This window comes from Methylobacterium sp. Leaf94 (assembly GCF_001426045.1).
Lineage (GTDB): Bacteria > Pseudomonadota > Alphaproteobacteria > Rhizobiales > Beijerinckiaceae > Methylobacterium.
Genome location: NZ_LMRM01000022.1, coordinates 21,076 through 38,123, shown reverse-complemented (window position 1 = coordinate 38,123; position 17,048 = coordinate 21,076). Strand labels below are relative to the sequence as shown.

The 17,048-nt window shown below is 71.1% G+C and carries 15 protein-coding genes and 1 pseudogene; 10 read left to right on the top strand and 6 right to left on the bottom strand.

Going from position 1 to position 17,048, the window contains the following annotated elements; all coding sequences use genetic code 11:
• Together ASG63_RS25285 and rfbC are read right to left on the bottom strand one after the other, a co-directional pair.
• On the bottom strand, positions 1-114 hold a 114-nt coding region (locus ASG63_RS25285), incomplete at its 3' end, for an NAD-dependent epimerase/dehydratase family protein (protein ID WP_156394186.1).
• Between the two features lie 99 nt (positions 115-213).
• The gene (gene rfbC / locus ASG63_RS12930; protein ID WP_056216719.1) at positions 214-768 is read right to left on the bottom strand and encodes a dTDP-4-dehydrorhamnose 3,5-epimerase; all 555 of its coding nucleotides are present in this window, start codon (positions 766-768) and stop codon (positions 214-216) included.
• A 219-nt stretch (positions 769-987) separates the two neighbouring features.
• Between rfbC and ASG63_RS12925 the strand changes: the two genes are divergently transcribed.
• On the top strand, positions 988-1,566 hold the full coding sequence (locus tag ASG63_RS12925; protein WP_056216717.1) for a hypothetical protein: 579 nt from the start codon (positions 988-990) through the stop codon (positions 1,564-1,566).
• A 20-nt stretch (positions 1,567-1,586) separates the two neighbouring features.
• Here the strand turns inward: ASG63_RS12925 and hpxZ are convergent, their stop codons facing one another.
• The 4 genes and pseudogenes from hpxZ to ASG63_RS12910 form a co-directional block, all read right to left on the bottom strand.
• Positions 1,587-1,967: an oxalurate catabolism protein HpxZ gene (hpxZ, locus tag ASG63_RS12920; RefSeq protein WP_056216733.1), complete on the bottom strand. Its 381-nt coding sequence runs from the start codon at positions 1,965-1,967 to the stop codon at positions 1,587-1,589.
• Positions 1,968-1,978: 11 nt separating this feature from the next.
• Positions 1,979-3,391 (bottom strand): AtzE family amidohydrolase, encoded by a 1,413-nt coding sequence (locus ASG63_RS12915; RefSeq protein ID WP_443189792.1) that lies wholly within the window; start codon positions 3,389-3,391, stop codon positions 1,979-1,981.
• On the bottom strand, positions 3,388-3,588 hold the full coding sequence (locus ASG63_RS24220; RefSeq protein WP_082559294.1) for a DUF4089 domain-containing protein: 201 nt from the start codon (positions 3,586-3,588) through the stop codon (positions 3,388-3,390). The genes ASG63_RS12915 and ASG63_RS24220 overlap by 4 nt, the downstream gene beginning before the upstream one ends.
• A gap of 230 nt (positions 3,589-3,818) precedes the next feature.
• Positions 3,819-4,457, bottom strand: a pseudogene (locus ASG63_RS12910) (cysteine hydrolase family protein); the annotation flags it as partial.
• A gap of 629 nt (positions 4,458-5,086) precedes the next feature.
• On the opposite strand from ASG63_RS12910, the gene ASG63_RS12905 reads away from it, so the two are divergent.
• The 9 genes from ASG63_RS12905 (at position 5,087) to xdhC (ending at position 17,046) form a co-directional block, all read left to right on the top strand.
• Positions 5,087-6,085, top strand: coding sequence for a hypothetical protein (locus ASG63_RS12905; RefSeq protein ID WP_156389557.1), 999 nt, complete (start codon positions 5,087-5,089; stop codon positions 6,083-6,085).
• Positions 6,086-6,240: 155 nt separating this feature from the next.
• Positions 6,241-7,602 (top strand): 8-oxoguanine deaminase, encoded by a 1,362-nt coding sequence (locus tag ASG63_RS12900; protein WP_056216715.1) that lies wholly within the window; start codon positions 6,241-6,243, stop codon positions 7,600-7,602.
• A gap of 1 nt (position 7,603) precedes the next feature.
• A complete protein-coding gene (locus ASG63_RS12895; protein ID WP_056216713.1) occupies positions 7,604-9,199 on the top strand; it encodes an ABC transporter ATP-binding protein in 1,596 nt (531 codons plus the stop codon).
• Complete coding sequence (locus ASG63_RS12890; protein ID WP_056216710.1) at positions 9,189-10,265, top strand: ABC transporter permease; 1,077 nt, start codon at positions 9,189-9,191, stop codon at positions 10,263-10,265. Before ASG63_RS12895 ends, ASG63_RS12890 begins: the two co-directional genes overlap by 11 nt.
• Before the next feature lie 11 nt (positions 10,266-10,276).
• On the top strand, positions 10,277-11,203 hold the full coding sequence (locus ASG63_RS12885) for an ABC transporter permease (RefSeq protein ID WP_056216727.1): 927 nt from the start codon (positions 10,277-10,279) through the stop codon (positions 11,201-11,203).
• Between the two features lie 28 nt (positions 11,204-11,231).
• Positions 11,232-12,308, top strand: coding sequence for a BMP family ABC transporter substrate-binding protein (locus ASG63_RS12880; RefSeq protein WP_056216708.1), 1,077 nt, complete (start codon positions 11,232-11,234; stop codon positions 12,306-12,308).
• Between the two features lie 61 nt (positions 12,309-12,369).
• Entirely contained in the window at positions 12,370-13,881 is a 1,512-nt protein-coding gene (xdhA, locus tag ASG63_RS12875) for a xanthine dehydrogenase small subunit (protein ID WP_056216707.1), read from the top strand.
• Positions 13,874-16,231, top strand: coding sequence for a xanthine dehydrogenase molybdopterin binding subunit (gene xdhB, locus ASG63_RS12870; RefSeq protein ID WP_056216705.1), 2,358 nt, complete (start codon positions 13,874-13,876; stop codon positions 16,229-16,231). Before xdhA ends, xdhB begins: the two co-directional genes overlap by 8 nt.
• A complete protein-coding gene (xdhC, locus tag ASG63_RS12865) occupies positions 16,228-17,046 on the top strand; it encodes a xanthine dehydrogenase accessory protein XdhC (RefSeq protein WP_082559293.1) in 819 nt (272 codons plus the stop codon). Before xdhB ends, xdhC begins: the two co-directional genes overlap by 4 nt.
• The last annotated feature ends 2 nt before the right edge of the window (positions 17,047-17,048 follow it).

Here is a 17,048-nt window from a genome sequence, read left to right as displayed (position 1 = left end):
GTCCGCGTAGGTCAGCGCGTCGAGCGTCGCCACCGCATGTCCGAGGTCCTGCACCAGGTGCAGGACCAGAGCCGATCCGATGAAGCCGCAGCCGCCCGTCACCAAGATGCGCATGGGATGAAAGGTCTCTCGTGAGGCCGGATCGGGTGGACGATCCGACGATGGGGTGATGCCGCGGGACCGGCGCTGGCCGGGTCGTCCGCCGCAAGAGCTTCAGAAAAGCGGCGGAAGATCGGCCAGGCGCGGGGCGATCCGGTCCTTGGCCGAGAGCTGGGCCTCGGCCTCGCTCACCGGCCAGGCGATGCCGAGCGCCGGATCGTTCCAGAGCAGGCCGCCATCGTGCTCGGGGCTGTAGACCCCGCCGGCGACCTTGTAGGCCACCATCGTGTTGGGTTCCAGGGTGCAGAAGCCGTGCCCGAAGCCGACGGGGATGTAGAGCTGCTCGCCGCCTTGCGCGTCGAGCCGCACGGCCACGTGCCGGCCGAAGGTGGGCGAGGCGCGCCGCAGGTCGACGGCCACGTCCAGGATGGCACCCGCGAGCACCCGGATGAGCTTCGCCTGGGCCATGGGCGCGCGCTGGAAGTGCAGCCCGCGCACGGTGCCGCGCGGGGCGGAGAAGGACTGGTTGTCCTGGATGAAGACATCCGCGATGCCGGCCCGGGCCAGAATGTCCGCCCGGTAGGTCTCCGAGAACCAGCCCCGCGCGTCGCCGAAGCGCGTCGGCACCACCCGCCGGACCGCCGGAATGTCCGTCTCAATCACCTGCATGCCGGAAGACCTCAAGATCACGAAGCTGTCCCGTCCTTGACGAGCCTAAATCCCAGGCTGTCAAGGATCGGAGGGGGATTTTCAAAGGGGCCGCGATGCGTCGGAGCCGTCCCGAGCTCGCGGCCCTGTTTCCGACACAGGACTTCGCGACAGGAGACGGCGTTTGATGTTGACGGACCTCCTCCTCAGCGCGGGGGATGATCCGGGCGGAAAGTATCGATGATCGCCATTCAGATCATATCCGGAACGTTCGGCGCTGGGCCGGGATCTTACGAATTCGGCGTCTTCGGGCTGCCCGATGGAAGCCTGCGCGGAGTCGAGGACTTGGAGGCCTTGACGCTCGCGCCGCCGGAGCAGGCGGTGCCACGGCGCACCGGTATCGCCCGGGGATTGCGGCAGGCCCTGACGGCCACCGGTCCCCTGCCGAATCCGCTCGGCCTCGCCGCCTCCCTCATGCATGCCGGCCTCGATGTCCTCGGGGGCAACGCGCGGCCGGCCTGGTCCGTCGAGCTTCGATTCCGGGACGGGGTCCACGCTCTGGTCCGGACCGATGCCGAGACGGCCGCGCAGATCGAGCGGGACCGGGAGGTGGTGCAGCGCGCCAGCCTGCGCCTGCCTCTATCCCGCCCGGCAGTATCGCCGGCCGAGACCCAGCCCCAGGTGCCCGAAGAGGCGGAGGGCGAGGCCGCCTCGATCGACGCGTCCGTCCCCGATGGGCAGACCCTGGCCTCCCTCTTCGCCTATGAGAAGCGCGGAGGCCGCGTGCGCCGCCTGTCCAAGGCACTCGACGGCGCCTGATCCGCCGCGAGGGAAGGAGATCAGCCCGTGATGATGCTCACATGGGCCGCAACGACCCTCCAGCCGTCGGGGAAGCGGATCCATGTCTGGCTCTGGCGTCCGATGCGGCCCGGGGCGCTCGACCGGGTGAACAGCGTCATGGCGATCCCGGTATCGGACCCGTAGGTGGTGATCACCGTGTCCCTCAGGTCGCGGGCCAGGCCCTCGGGTGACCGTGCCCGACGGAAGGCGCGGATTGCCTCCATGCCGTACAGGTTCTCGGCCCCGCCGTAGCGGATCGTGCGCGGATCATCGTGGAACAGGGCCTCCAGCGTCGGCACGTCGTTGCCCACCAGGGCCGCCTCGTAGGCCGCGAAGGCGGCCTCCACCTCGGCCTTCACGGCCGGATCGTCGATGATCATCGCGGTCTCGCTCACAGGTTCGCCACGGGGGCGCGGACGACGCCGTCCCGCTCCAACTGGTGCGCCACGCGCAGGGCGTGGTCCTCGCGCCAGGGGGCGGCGATGACCTGAACGCCGAGGGGCAGGCCGTCGTCCAGGCGCACGGGCACCGCCACCACCGGCAGGCCGATGAAGGATATCGGCTGGGTGAACACCCCGATATTGGCCCGCACCGGCAGGGTCACCCCGTCGAGGACGAAGGTGGCCTGGCCCGAACGGGGCGCGCGGCAAGGCGTGGCGGGAGCCAGGATCACGTCGACCTCGCGGAACAGATCGAGGACGGCGGACCGGTACCAGCGGCGGAAGCGCTGCGCACGCTCGACCAGCGGGGCCGGGATCATCGCCCCGGCGATCAGCCGGTCGCGTACGGCCGGATCAAAATCCTCCCCCCGGGTCCGGAGGCGGTCGAGATGGAGGGCAGCTCCTTCGGCTGCCGTGATGAGGTAGGCCGCCGCCCGGGCGCGGGCCGCCTCCGGAATCGCGACGCTGCGCGTGACGCCGAGGGCCCGGGCGATGGCGGCCACCGCCGCGAACGCCTCGGCGTCGCCACCGCGCGCGAAGTAGCCGCCCGCCACCGCGACGCGCAGGTTCCCGAGCCCGTCGGTGAGGTGAGACAGGGCCGGCTCTGCGGGGCGCGTCGTGGCCACCGGGTCGTCCGGGTCCGGCCCCTGCATGGCGTCGTAGCTCAGGGCGAGGTCCGTGACGCTGCGCGCCATGGGCCCGACATGGTCGAGGCTGCCCACGAAGGGAAAGCTGCCCGCCCGGGTCAGGCGGCCGTAGGTGGGTTTGAGGCCGAAGCAGCCGCAGAAGGTGGAGGGGACGCGGATCGAGCCGTTGGTGTCAGAGCCGAGGGCGATCGGCACCAGCCCGGCCCCGACGGCCCCTCCCGAGCCTCCGGACGAGCCGCCGGACATGTGGCCGAGATCGTGCGGGTTCCGGGTCGGTCCGTCATGGACGTTCTCGCCGGTGAAATCGTAGGCGTACTCGCCCATGTTGAGGCCGCCGATGAGGATCGCGCCCGCCGCCTCCATGCGGCGCACCAGGGCGGCATCGCGCTCCGCCGGGGCCCGATCGCGGTTGATCTTCGCGCCGGCCCGGGTCGGCAGACCGGCGATGTCGAACAGATTCTTGACCGCAAAGGGAACGCCAGCCAGCGGCCCCAGGGGCTCGCCCCGGCCCCGGGCCGCATCCAGGGCCTCGGCGCGGGCCTGGGCGCGCGCGGCGAGAATGTCCGTGAAGGCGTTCACCGCGCCGTCGACCCGCGCGATGCGCGCCAGGGTCGCGGCGACGTTCGCGCAGGCGCTGGTGGTCCCATCCCGAAACGCCGTCGCCAGCGCCTCAGCCGTCATCGTGCTCGGATCGTGCATCGTGTCCGGACCGCTCATGCTTCGTAGACCGGGGCGGCTTCCGCCTCGTCGGGCAGGGAAAACTCGGCCACATGCGCGGCGGCCGCGCGCAGGACGGCGAGATTGCTGCCGATGGCGCCGATCCAGGCCGGATCGAGGGGAATCGCGAGCAGCCCGGCTGCCGCTTCGATGTAGGTGTCGAGGCCGCCAGTGGACGGGTCGTTGCGCTCCGACATGGGCTTTCTCCCAGTGATGTCCCTCCGCGCGACCGGAACGCCGGCGGCGTGGCGGGGAGTTCTTCTGCCGGCAGGGCGGCGTGGGTCGAGGGCGGGATTCGCGGCGCGATGGCCGCCGCCCGCGCGGCCCCAACGAGCTGCCCGGCCACCCGGGTGTAAGCAAGCGCCAGGCCGGGCGTCACCGCGGGCCTGTGCGGAAAGCCGGAAACGATGGGGGCCGAACAGCGCAGAGAGGAGGAGACCCAGCCGAAGATGCCGCCCTGGGCGGCGATCATCGCGAGGCCGACCCGGTGGAACTCGGGGCGGTAGGAGGCGCAGCCATCCCCGATCGCCACGCAGCGGTAGCCGCGGTCGTTGGCCTCGCGGATCGTCGTGTGCACGCAGACCTCGGTGGTCACCCCGCAGACCAGCAGGGTCGCGATGCGGCGGGCGGAGAGGACCGCGCCGAGATCGGTGGCGTAGAAGGCGCCCTTCCCGGGCTTGTCGATGACCACCTCGCCCCGGATCGGCGCCAGTTCGGGAACGATGGCGTGGCCCGGTTCGCCGCGGATCAGGATGCGCCCCATCGGACCCGGCGCGCCGATGCGCGCGGTGGGCGTCCCTCGCTCCAGCTTGGCCGGCGGCGCATCGGAGAGGTCGGGCTTGTGGCCCTCCCGCGTGTGCACGATGAGAAGGCCGGCACTCCGCGCCGCCGCCAGCACCGCCCGGATCGGGGGCACCGCCGTCTGCAGCAGTGTGACGTCGTTGCCGAGGGTCTCGCCGAAGCCGCCCGGCTCCAGGAAGTCGCGCTGCATGTCGATGATGACCAGTGCGGTGGTCGCCGGATCGAAGGTCAGAGGGGCGGGGTCGGCCGCGATGACGGGAAGCATGCTCGGGGCACCGGGCCGGAGGGCGCGCGACCCGGGAGGGACGGCGTCGCGTTCCGCCCCGATCCCGAATCTTCGGTAATCATGGATGCAGGGTCCGCCGGAGACACGCCCAAATGATGCGCGGCGCTGCATCCTTCCCATGCAGGTTGGCCCGGCCCGCGCCTCGGCGCCTCAGGCGCAACGAGGCTTGCCCGCCGGGAGGCAGGACCGATTTCCGGACGGGACGCACCCACGTCGCGTTTCCCAAGCGGTCGCGTCCCGTCGGACGCGAGAGACCAGGCGGCGTATGGCCGCCAAGACCACTCGGCCACGAAGGCGTGGAATCGGCGGTCCGGGGCGCGTGCCCCGGGGCAGCGGCGCCGTGGGAGATGGACGCCGCGATGCCCAACAACGATGCAACCCTGGATAGAAATTAGACCATATGGTCTAACTCGTATTCGTCCTGTGGCGATTCCCCGTCGCGCGCCTGCCGATGTTCGAGCCCGCGAAGGGTCGTTCCCGCAGGGCGAACCGAGGCAATGTTGCGCCTATGCATCACCCCGTCTGGTTGTGTGGGAAGGCCGAGCGGGTGGCACATCGGTTGCGGTCAATTGCCCCAACGGGTGCTTAAACCCGGGGGGACTTTATCGATGATCGCGACATTCACACGACCGCTGGTGGCCGCCGCTCTGAGCCTCGCCACCCTGATGCCGGCCCTGGCCGCGGACCTCGCCAAGGAGAAGGCGCCGGTCGCACCCGTGGAGGTGCCCTCCGGGTTCTTCCTGTTCTCCGACACGCAGATCAGCTACCGCTACCAGTTCCCGGCCGCCAGGCCCGGCTCCCAGATCCAGCGCGCCGACGGCAGCTTCCGCAACCAGGACGCGCCGAAGCACATCCTCAACATCTCGCACGCCGATGCCTGGGCCTACGGCACCAATTTCTTCACCCTCGACATCCTCAAGTCGGGGTCGCAATTTTCGGCGGGCACCACGGACGGCTTCGGCGTGCCGACCTTCTACGATTACGGGAACACCGAGGCCTACGGCCTCTACCGCGGAACCCTGAGCCTGAACGCCCTGACCGGGACGAAGGCCTTCGTGGTGCCCGGCATCATCAAGGACGTGTCGCTCGCCTACGGCTTCGATGCCAATGCGCAGAACGATGCCTTCGGTTCCAAGAAGCGCGACGTGGTCGGCGGTCTGAACTTTGCATTCGACGTCCCGGCCGGGTTCCTCAGCGCCTCGGTCCATGCCTACAAGGAGTGGAATCGCAACGGCTTCAACGTCGCTCCGAACCGGGATACCAGTTTCAACACGGTCCCGGAATTCGAGATCGTCTACAGCTTCCCGCTCGCCTTCACGGGTCTGCCGCTCAGCATCGCGGGCTTCAACAACATCGTCCTGCCCAAGGGGCGCGGTGTGAACGATCCGTCCGCCTTCGCCACCAACCCGAAGACGGGTCTCGAATTCCTGTCGCGGACCAACCTCGTCCTCGATGTCGGCAAGCTGATCTACGACCAGCCGAACCGGGTCGACGTCTTCATCGGCTTCCAGTACTGGCTCAACAAGTTCGGCAACATCGAGCGCGCCAACTTCAAGGGGACCGAAGAGAAGAGCTTCCTGGCCGGCGTCTCCTTCCACGTCTTCTGAGGGCTGGCACCTGTTCTCACGACGGGCCCCTTGCCCGGAACGACCATCCACGCAAGCGATGGTCTGCATGACGAGGCCGGATTTCCATCCGGCCTCCGGATTTCCGGACGGGCCATGGTGATGGCCGGTCCACATCGAGGGAACACCGGATCAGCATGGTCGAGACCCCCGCGACGCGACGTCTCTGGATCCGCAACCCGCTGGCGATCCTGGCGCCGGATTCCGCCGGGGGCCTCGTCGTCGCGGGCTCCCGCATCGTCGAGCGGGTGCCCGCGGGAGGCATGCCCGCCGCGCCCGTCGACGAGATCTTCGACGCCGGCCGCCACGTGGTCGTCCCGGGCCTCGTCAACACCCATCACCACTTCTTCCAGACGCTCACCCGCGCCCATCCGGCGGCGATCAACAAGCCGCTCTTTCCCTGGCTGAAGGCGCTCTACACGGTCTGGGATAGGATCACCCCCGAGGCGTTCCGGCTGGCGACGCGTCTCGCCTACACCGAGCTGCTGCTCTCCGGCTGCACCACGGCCGGCGATCACCATTACCTCTTCCCGAAAGGGCTGGAATCCTCCGTCGACATTCAGGTGGAGGAGGCCGGGCCTGTCGGGATCCGCGCCTTCGTCACCCGCGGCTCGATGAGCCTGTCCGAGCGCGACGGCGGCCTGCCGCCCGAATGTCTGACCCAGAACGACGACACCATCCTGGCCGACAGCGAACGGGTGCTGCGCCTGTTCCACGACCCCAAGCCCGGCGCGATGGTGCAGATCGGGCTGGCCCCCTGCTCGCCCTTCAACGTGACGAAGCGGCTGATGCGCGAGAGCGCGGCGCTGGCCGAGCGCCACGATTGCCGCCTGCACACCCATCTCGGCGAGACGCTGGACGAGGACCGCTACTGCGTCGAAATGTTCGGCCAGCGCCCGGTCGATTACCTCGAGGAGGTCGGCTGGATGGGCCCGCGCACCTGGCTCGCGCACGGCATCCACTTCAACGACGCCGAGGTGAAGCGTCTCGGCGCGGCCGGCGTCGGCGTCTGCCACTGCCCGACCTCGAACATGACCCTGGCCTCCGGCCAGTGCCGGACCTGCGAATTGGAGGCGGCCGGCTCGCCCGTCGGCCTCGGGGTCGACGGCTCGGCCTCGAACGACAGCTCGAACCTGATGGAGGGCGTCCGTCACGCCCTGATGATCAACCGTCTGACCTACGGCGCCGAGGCCGTGACCCATCTCGACGCCCTGCGCTGGGCGACGGAGGGGTCCGCGGCCTGTCTCGGGCGGAGCGACATCGGCCGGATCGCGGAGGGCTGCGAGGCGGACCTAGCCCTGTTCACCCTCGACGAACTGCGCTTCTCCGGCGCGCACGATCCGCTGGCCGCCCTGGTGCTCTGCGGCGCCCACCGGGCCGACAGAGTGATGGTGGCGGGGTCGTGGCGGGTGATCGACGGCCAGCCCCTCGGGATGGAGACCGGCCAGCTGCGCGAGGCCCATACCCGCCTCGCCCACGCGCTGTTCGGGACGCTCTAGCGTGGCCCCCGTCGTCCCCCCTGCCCGCACGGAGGGGCCGACGCCTCTCTTCGGCGCGTACGGCATCGTCAAGCGCTTCGGCGCCTTCACGGCCAATGACGGGGTCGATCTCGAGATCCGGGCCGGCGAGATCCACGCCCTGCTGGGCGAGAACGGCGCCGGCAAGTCGACCCTGATGAAGATCCTCTACGGGCTCCTGGAGCCCACCGAAGGGGTCGTCACCCATCGGGGCGATGTCGTGCGCCTCGCCCATCCAGAGGCCGCCCGCGCCCTCGGCATCGGCATGGTGTTCCAGCATTTTTCGCTCTGCGAGAATCTGACGGTCGCCGAGAACATCGCCCTGGTGATGCCCAAGGGCCTGGGCGGTCGAGCCCTGAAGGCCCGGATCGCAGCGGTCGGGACGACCTACGGCCTGCACCTCGACCCCGACCGGCCAGTCTGGTCGCTCTCGGCCGGCGAGCGCCAGCGCATCGAGATCATCCGCTGCCTGCTGCAGGACCCCAAGCTCGTGATCCTCGACGAGCCGACCTCGGTGCTCACCCCAGGCGAGGCCGAATTGCTGTTCACCGTTCTGGAGCGCCTGCGCGACGAGGGCCGGGCGCTTCTCTACATCTCGCACCGCCTCGACGAGGTGCGCCGGCTGTGCTCGCGCGCCACCATCCTGCGCGGCGGCCGGGTGGTGGGGGCCTGCGATCCCCGCGCCGAGACCGCCCGCTCTCTCGCCGCCCTGATGGTGGGGGCACAGGTAGGCGCGGTGACGGCGCCCGCCGGCGTGGCGACCGGGCCGGAGCGCCTGGTCCTGTCCGGGCTCACCCTCCCCGCCCCCGGCCTGCACGGCACCGCCCTCGATGGCATCTCGCTGAGCGTGCGAGGCGGCGAGATCGTCGGCCTCGCCGGGATCGCCGGCAACGGGCAGGCGGAGCTGTTCGACGCCCTCTCGGGCGAGACCCTGGCGCCGGAACCCGGCATGGTGCGGTTCGACGGCGTCGAATCCGGGCGCCTCGGCATCACCGCCCGGCGGCGGGGCGGCGCCGGCTTCGTGCCCGAGGAGCGCAACGGCCATGGCGCCGTGCCGACCCTGAGCCTGTCCGACAACGCGATTCTGTCGCGCCACGCCACGGCGCGCCTGAGCCGCTTCGGCGTCCTGCGCCGCGCGGCCGCCAAGGCCCTGGCCCGGGACGTGGTCGCGGCCTTCGACGTGCGCAAGGCGGGCCCCGATCCCGCCGCCGGCACCCTGTCGGGCGGCAACCTGCAGAAATACCTGATGGGACGCGAGATCCTGGCCGAGCCCGGCATCCTCGTGGTCAACCAGCCGACCTGGGGCGTCGACGCCCTGGCGGCCGCCCATATCCGGCAGGCGCTGCTCGACCTCGCGGCCCGCGGCGCCGCCGTGCTGGTGATCAGCCAGGACCTCGACGAACTGTTCGCGATCACCGGCCGCATCGCCGTGCTGAATCACGGCACCCTGTCGCCGGCGGCGCCGGCCGCCGAGACCACCCGCGAGGCCCTGGGGCTGCGCATGGGCGGGGCGGCGCCGGCCGAGGATCCGGTGACGGGCGCGCCGGACCACGCCCGGGAGGCGGCCCATGCGCATTGACTTGACGCCGCGCATCGGCCGGTCGGCCCTGATGGACGCGCTCTCGCCTATCCTGGCCTTCCTGGCCGCGCTGGTGATCGGCGGGCTCGTCGTGGCCGCCCTGGGCCGCTCGCCGGCCGCCGCCTTCGTCACCTACTTCGTGGCGCCCCTGAGCGAGGTCTGGTCGCTGCAGGAGGTGGCCATCAAGGCCGCGCCGCTCGCCCTCATCGCTACCGGCCTCGCCTTCTGCTACCGCGCCAACATCTGGAATATCGGGGCCGAAGGGCAGTTCGTCGTCGGCGGCCTGTTCGGCGGCTGGATCGGCGTCGCCGCGCACGGGATCCCCGGCGACCCCCTCTGGGTGCTGCCCCTGATGCTACTCGTCGGCACGGGGGCCGGCATGGTCTACGGGCTGATCCCCGCCCTCCTCAAGGTGCACCTCGGCGTCTCCGAGATCCTCACCAGCCTGATGCTGGTCTACGTGGCCGAACTGCTGCTCGACTACATGGCGCGCGGCCCCTTGCGCGATCCGGCGGGCTTCAACTTCCCCCAGAGCGTCATCTTCGACGACGCTGCCCACCTGCCCTACCTGATGGAGGGCGGCACCCTGCATGCCGGCGTCGCCCTCGCGGTGGCGGTCGTGGTCCTCGCCACCCTGGTGCTCGGCCGCACCCTGTTCGGCTTCGCCGTGCGGGTGGTGGGGGCGAGCCCGCGCGCGGCCCGCTTCGCCGGCTTCGGCGACGCACGCCTGACGCTCGCGGTCTTCGCCGTCTCCGGCGCCGCCGCGGGGCTGGCCGGCATCAGCGAGGTGGCGGGCCGGATCGGCCAGCTCCAGCCCTCGATCTCGCCGGGCTACGGCTTCACCGCCATCATCGTGGCCTTCCTGGGACGGCTCTCGCCGATGGGGATCCTGGTGGCGGCTCTGGTCATCGCCCTGACCACCATCGGGGGCGAGGGCGCGCAGATCGACCTGAAACTCCCCCTCGACCTGACCCGGGCCTTCCAGGGCCTGCTGCTCGCCCTGGTGCTCGGGGCCGACGCGCTGTCGCGCTACAGGGTCCGCTTCGTGCCGGGAGCGACCGCGTGACCGTTCATGGCCTGACCCTCGACATCGTCCAGATGGTGCTCGTCACCATCGTGGCCGCCGCCACCCCGCTGATGATCGCGGCGCTCGGCGAACTCGTGGCCGAGCGCGCGGGCGTGCTCAACCTCGGCGTCGAGGGCATGATGGTGCTGGGCGCCGCCGCCGGTTTCGCGGTGGCGGTGGAGACCGGCTCGACCTTCGTCGGCGCGGTGGCCGGCGCCGGGGCGGGCCTCGCCCTCTCGGCCCTGTTCGGCCTCCTCACGGTGGTGCTGAGCGCCAACCAGGTCGCCTCCGGACTCGCCATGACGATCCTGGGTCTCGGGCTCTCGGGCCTCGTCGGGGCCTCCTATGTCGGCCTCAAGCGCGATCCGGCGCCGCATCTCGCCCTGCCCGGCCTCACTGACCTGCCCGGCCTCGGCCGCCTGCTCTTCGGGCAGGACGGCTTCGTCTATCTCGCCTTCGCGCTGGCGGCCGGGGTGTCGTGGTTCCTGTGGCGCACCCGCGCCGGCCTGATCCTGCGGGCCATCGGCGACGACCACACCGCCACCCACGCGCTGGGCCTGCAGGTGCGCAGGGTGCGCTTCCGCGCGGTGCTGTTCGGCGGCGCCTGCGCGGGTCTGGCCGGGGCCTACCTGTCGCTGTCCTACACCCCGTTCTGGGCGCCCGCGATGACGGCCGGGCGCGGCTGGATCGCCCTGGCCCTCGTGGTCTTCGCCTCGTGGCGCCCGTTCCGGGTGCTGGCCGGCGCCCTGCTGTTCGGCGGCGCCACGGTGCTTCAGCTCAACGCCCAGGCCGCCGGCCTCGGCCTGCCGGGGCAGGCGCTCTCCGCGCTGCCCTACCTTGCCACCATCCTGGCCCTGGTCTTGCTCTCCCTCGGCAGGCGCCGGGGCGGCTCCCTCGCCCCGGCGGCCCTCGGCCGGGTCTTCACCCCGCACCGGTAGGCGCGCACTCTCGAAGGATCTTTGAACGATGCGGATCGTGCAGGGGGCCCTGGTGGCCGTTCTCGCCCTCGGACTCGGGGGCGCGCAGGCGCAGGAGAAGAAGCCCGGCGAGAAGCTGAAGGTCGGCTTCGTCTATGTCGGCCCGGTGGCCGATTACGGCTACTCGTACCAGCACGACCAGAGCCGCAAGGCGCTCGCCGCGGCGCTGGGCGACAAGGTCGAGACCAGCTTCCTCGAGAACGTGCCGGAGGCCGACAGCGAGCGCTCCATCGAGAGTTTCGCACGCTCCGGCTACGGCCTGATCTTCACCACCTCGTTCGGCTTCATGGAGCCGACCCTCAAGGTCGCCAAGAAATTCCCGAAGGTGAAGTTCGAGCACGCCACCGGCTACAAGCGGGCGCCCAACGTCTCGACCTACTCGGCCCGCTTCTACGAGGGCCGCTATGTCTGCGGCGTGATCGCCGGGCGCCTCTCGAAGACGGGCACGTTGGGCTACATCGCCTCGTTCCCGATCCCCGAGGTGGTGAGCGGCATCAACGCCTTCATGCTCGGCGCCCAGTCGGTGAACCCCGACATCAAGATCAAGATCGTCTGGGTGAACACCTGGTTCGACCCGGGCAAGGAGGCGGAGGCCGCCAAGGCGCTGCTGGCCCAGGGCGTCGACATCCTGTCGCAGCACACCGATTCCGCCGCGCCGTTGCAGGAGGCGGAGAAGCAGGGCAAGCTCGCCTTCGGACAATCCTCGGACCAGATGCGCTTCGCCCCCAAGGCTCAGCTCACGTCCATCGTCGACGACTGGGACGGCTACGTCGTCGGCGAGGCCAAGGCCGTCCTCGACGGCACCTGGAAGAGCCACGACACCTGGGGCGGCATCAAGGACGGCATGGTCGTGCTGGCGCCCTTCGCCAACATGCCCGACGACGTGAAGGCCCAGGCCGAGGCCACCAAGAAGGCGATCGCGGACGGCACGCTCCTGCCCTTCCACGGCCCCGTCTTCAAGCAGGACGGCAGCGAGGCGGTGAAGGCCGGCGAGAACGCTCCCGATCCGATGATCCTCGGCATGAACTGGTACGTGAAGGGCATCAGCGACACGCTGCCGCGATAGGGGGGCTTGAGAGCCCTCTCCCACCGCGGGGAGAGGGACCGGTGTTCGACGAAGAGGTCGCATGAGACACGCCATCCGCTTCCTCCTCGGGCCCGAGGTGCGCACGATCGAGGCCTGTGACCCGACTCTGACGGTGCTCGACTGGCTGCGCGGTCCCGAGCGGCTGATCGGGACCAAGGAGGGCTGCAACGAGGGGGATTGCGGAGCCTGCACCGTGGTGGTGGTCCGCCCCGAGGGGCCGTCCGGCGCCGAGCGCCTGCGCTACCGCGCGGTGGATGCCTGCATCACCTTCCTGGGGATGCTCGACGGCTGCCAGCTCCTCACCGTGGAGCACCTGCGTGGGGCCGACGGCACCCTCCATCCGGTCCAGCGCCTGATGGTGGAGGAGCACGGCTCGCAATGCGGCTTCTGCACGCCGGGCTTCGTCATGTCGCTGTTCGCGATGACCAAGGATTCTCCTACCAAGGACCTGCTCGCCGAGACCGGCCCGCTCCGAACCTCGGCGAGCCCCATCGACGACGCGCTCGCGGGCAACCTCTGCCGCTGCACCGGCTACGCTCCCATCGTGCGCGCGGCCGAGCGTGCGTTGGCCGCGCCGGAAGCGGATACCTTCGATGCCGCCCACGACGCCACCCTCGCCCGGCTGCTGGCCCTGCGCGACGACGAGACCGTGGCGGTCTCCGGGCCGAAGGGCCGCTTCTTCGCCCCCGCCACCGTTCCGGCGCTCGTCGATCTCATGGCCGAGTACCCCCAGGCGACGATCGTGGCCGGGGCCACCGACGTCGCCCTCTGGGTGACCAAGGGCCTGCGCGTCCTCGACCCGGTGATCTGGCTCGGGCGGGTGCGAAGCCTGCGCGTCGTGGGCGAGGGCCCCGATCACCTGTATCTCGGAGCCGGCGTGAGCCTCTCCGAGGCCGGCACGCACCTCGCCGGCCTGCACCCGGATCTCGGGGAGCTCTTCCGCCGCCACGGCGCCGCCCAGACCCGCAATGCCGGCACCCTCGGCGGTAACATCGCCAACGGCTCGCCCATCGGCGACGCGGCGCCGGCCCTGATCGCCCTCGGGGCGAGCCTCCATCTCATCGGGCGTGGCAGCGAGCGCGAGATTCCCCTCGAAGACTTCTTCGTCGCCTATGGCCGGCAGGACCTGCGTCCGGGCGAGTTCGTCGCCGGGGTGCGGGTGCCGAAGCTCGGCCCGGAGACGGTCTTTCGCGCCTACAAGATCTCGAAGCGCTTCGACGAGGACATCTCCGCCGTCCTCGGCGCCTTCCGGCTGACCGTCGACGCTGGCACGACCCGGCAGGCCCGCATCGCCTACGGCGGCATGGCGGGCACCCCGAAGCGGGCCGTCCAGGCCGAGGCCGCGCTCATGGGCCAGTCCCTCGACCCGGCCGTCATCCCCGCCTTCAAGGCGGCGGTGGCCCGGGATTTTACGCCCCTCTCGGACATGCGGGCCTCGGCCGCCTACCGCCTCAAGGTCGCCGGCAACCTCATCGAGCGGCTGATCCACGAGGCCGCGCCGGAGGCCCCGGAAACCCGCCTTGCCACCGTCGGAGCGCCGGCCCATGCTTGATCGCACGCCTCCGGCCCCGAAGGTGGACGACCGGATCGCGGGCGGCGCCCACACGCCGCGCATCCACGACAGCGCCGCCCGACACGTCAGTGGCTCGGCCCTCTACATCGACGACATGGCCGAGCCGGCCGGCCTGCTCCACGTCTGCCTGGGGCTGAGCGAACGCGCTCATGCCCGCCTCGTCTCGGTGGATCTGGCGCCCGTGCGGGGCGCCGAGGGCGTGGTCGCGGTGTTCACCGGCGCCGACGTGCCGGGCGTCAACGAGATCTCCTCCTCGCACCGGGACGACGAGCCGATGCTGGCCGAGGACACGGTGTCGTATGTCGGCCAGCCGATCTTCGCGGTGGCGGCCCTGACCCGCGATGCGGCCCGCCGCGCCGCCCGCCTGGCCGTGATCGCCTACGAGGATCTCGACCCCGTCCTCACCTACCGGCAAGCGCGGGCGGACGGAAAACTCGTCTGGCCGCCCATGACCCTGAAGCGCGGCGATTCCGACGCGGGGCTCGCCGAGGCCCCGGGTATCGTCCGCGGCCGGATGGCGATCGGCGGCCAGGAACACTTCTACCTCGAGGGCCAGATCGCCCTGGCGATCCCGGGTGAGGACGACGAGGTCACGGTCCACACCTCGACCCAGCACCCTTCCGAGGCCCAGGCCCTCGTCGCCAAGGTGCTGGGCACGGTGAATTCGGCCGTGACCGCCGAGGTCCGTCGGATGGGCGGCGGCTTCGGCGGCAAGGAGAGCCAGTCGAACCTGTTCGCCTGCGTGGCGGCCCTGGTGGCCAAAACGACCGGCCGCGCCGCCAAGATCCGGCCCGACCGCGACGACGACATGGTCATCACCGGCAAGCGCCACGATTTCGAGGTCGACTACCTCGTCGGGCACGACGCGGACGGGAAGATTCTCGCCGTCGACATGCAACTCGCCGCCCGCTGCGGCTGGGCCGCCGACCTGTCGGGGCCGGTCACCGACCGGGCCCTGTTCCACGCCGACAACTGCTACCACTACCCGGCGGTGCACCTGACCTCGCGGCCCTACCGCACGAACACCCAGTCCAACACCGCCTTCCGGGGCTTCGGCGGGCCCCAGGGCATGGTGGCGGCCGAGCGGGTGATCGAGGAGGTGGCCTATGCCTGCGGCCTCGACCCGCTGGAGGTGCGCAAGCGCAACTTCTACGGCACCGAGAGCGACAACGTCACGCCGTACCACCAGACCATTGCCGACAATTGCATCCGGGATCTGGTGGCCAAGCTGGAAGCGGACTGCGATTACGCCGCCCGCCGCGCGGCTTTGCATGCGGCGAACGAAACCAGCCCGGTGATCAAGCGCGGCCTCGCCCTGACGCCGGTGAAGTTCGGCATCTCCTTCACCTCCACCGCCTACAACCAGGCCGGCGCCCTGGTGCACATCTACAACGACGGCTCGGTCGGCTTGAATCACGGCGGCACCGAGATGGGCCAGGGGCTCTACGTCAAGGTCGCGCAGGTGGTGGCGGAGGAATTCCAGATCGACGCCGACCGGGTCCGCATCACCGCGACCACGACGGGCAAGGTGCCCAACACCTCGGCCACGGCCGCCTCGTCGGGGGCCGACCTCAACGGCATGGCGGCCCGCGCCGCCGCCCAGACCCTGAAGGGCCGCCTCGTGGCCTTCGCAGCCGAGGCCTGGAGCGTCGCGCCCGAGACGGTGCTGTTCCTGCCGAATCGGGTCCGGGTCGGTAACCAGGAGATCGCCTGGGCCACGCTGATCCACAAGGCCTACCTCGCCCGCATCCAGCTCTCGGCCACGGGCTTCTACAAGACGCCGACCATCCATTGGGACCGCGAGGCCGGCCGGGGCCACCCGTTCTACTACTTCGCCTACGGCGCGGCCTGCGTGCAGGCGGCGGTGGACACCCTGACCGGCGAGTACCGGATCGAGCGGGCCGACATCCTGCACGATTGCGGCCGTTCCCTGAACCCGGCGGTGGATCGGGGCCAGATCGAGGGCGGCTTCATCCAGGGGCTCGGCTGGCTCACCACCGAGGAGCTGTGGTGGGACGGCAAGGGCGCTTTGGGCACCCACGCCCCCTCCACCTACAAGATCCCGGCCTGCGGCGACCGCCCGCGCATCTTCAACGTGGCGCTCTACGAGAACCAGAACCGAGAGGCGACGATCTACCGTTCGAAAGCGGTGGGCGAGCCTCCGCTGATGCTCGGCATCGCCGGCCTGCACGCCCTCTCGGATGCGGTGGCGAGCGTCGCCGGCCACCGGTACTGCCCCCGCCTCGATGCCCCGGCGACCCCGGAGCGCGTCCTCGACGCCGTCGACCGGATGCGGGCGCTGGCAGACGCGCAATCTGCGCAGCCGTGAGCGCCGATTCGTCGGAGGCGCTGGCGGAAGCTCTGGCGACCGCCCTCGCGGCGGGCGAGCCGGCGGCCCTCGTCGCCCTGTCGGAGGCGCGGGGCTCGACGCCGCGCGCGGCGGGCACCGCCATGCTGGTGATGCCCGAACGGGTCGCCGGCACCATCGGGGGCGGCACCTATGAATGGGCGGGCATCGCCCGCGCCCGGGCGCTTCTGGCGGCGGGCGAGGCCGAGGCGATCCTGCGCAGGCCCCTGGGACCCGAGACCGGCCAGTGCTGCGGCGGGCACGTGACCCTGGTGATCCACCGGGCCGATGCCGGTACGCTCGCCGCCCTCCGGGCTTCGGAGGCCGAATCCGCCGCACGGGCGCCCCTGGTGATGATCTACGGCGCGGGCCATGTCGGGCGCGCCCTGGCCCTGGCGCTCGATCCGCTGCCCCTCCGTACGCGGATCATCGATGACCGGCCCGAGGAGGTCGCACGGGTGTCGGGCGCGCGCGTCGCGCGGATCGTCGGCTCGGCCAGCGCCGCGGCGGAAGCCGCACTGCCCGGAGCCGCCCACGTGGTGGTCACCCACAGCCACGCCCTCGACAGCCTGATCTGCGCCAGCCTGCTGGAGGCGAACACCTTCGCGTATCTCGGCCTGATCGGGTCCGCCACGAAGCGGGCAACCTTCCTCGGCGCCTTTCGGGCGATGGGCCTGGACGAGGCCGCGCTGGCTCGCCTCGTCTGCCCGATCGGCGGGACGCGGGTGCGCGACAAGCGCCCCGCGGTCATCGCCGCCCTGGCGGCGGCCGAACTCCTCGCCGCCTTCGCGTCCTGAGC

Coding starts and splice junctions, on each gene's coding strand:
- rfbC (WP_056216719.1), bottom strand. CDS start 768: ATGCAGGTGATTGAGACGGACATTCCGGCGGTCCGGCGGGTGGTGCCG.
- ASG63_RS12925 (WP_056216717.1), top strand. CDS start 988: ATGATCGCCATTCAGATCATATCCGGAACGTTCGGCGCTGGGCCGGGA.
- hpxZ (WP_056216733.1), bottom strand. CDS start 1,967: ATGATCATCGACGATCCGGCCGTGAAGGCCGAGGTGGAGGCCGCCTTC.
- ASG63_RS12915 (WP_443189792.1), bottom strand. CDS start 3,391: ATGAGCGGTCCGGACACGATGCACGATCCGAGCACGATGACGGCTGAG.
- ASG63_RS24220 (WP_082559294.1), bottom strand. CDS start 3,588: ATGTCGGAGCGCAACGACCCGTCCACTGGCGGCCTCGACACCTACATC.
- ASG63_RS12905 (WP_156389557.1), top strand. CDS start 5,087: ATGATCGCGACATTCACACGACCGCTGGTGGCCGCCGCTCTGAGCCTC.
- ASG63_RS12900 (WP_056216715.1), top strand. CDS start 6,241: ATGGTCGAGACCCCCGCGACGCGACGTCTCTGGATCCGCAACCCGCTG.
- ASG63_RS12890 (WP_056216710.1), top strand. CDS start 9,189: ATGCGCATTGACTTGACGCCGCGCATCGGCCGGTCGGCCCTGATGGAC.
- ASG63_RS12880 (WP_056216708.1), top strand. CDS start 11,232: ATGCGGATCGTGCAGGGGGCCCTGGTGGCCGTTCTCGCCCTCGGACTC.
- xdhA (WP_056216707.1), top strand. CDS start 12,370: ATGAGACACGCCATCCGCTTCCTCCTCGGGCCCGAGGTGCGCACGATC.
- xdhB (WP_056216705.1), top strand. CDS start 13,874: ATGCTTGATCGCACGCCTCCGGCCCCGAAGGTGGACGACCGGATCGCG.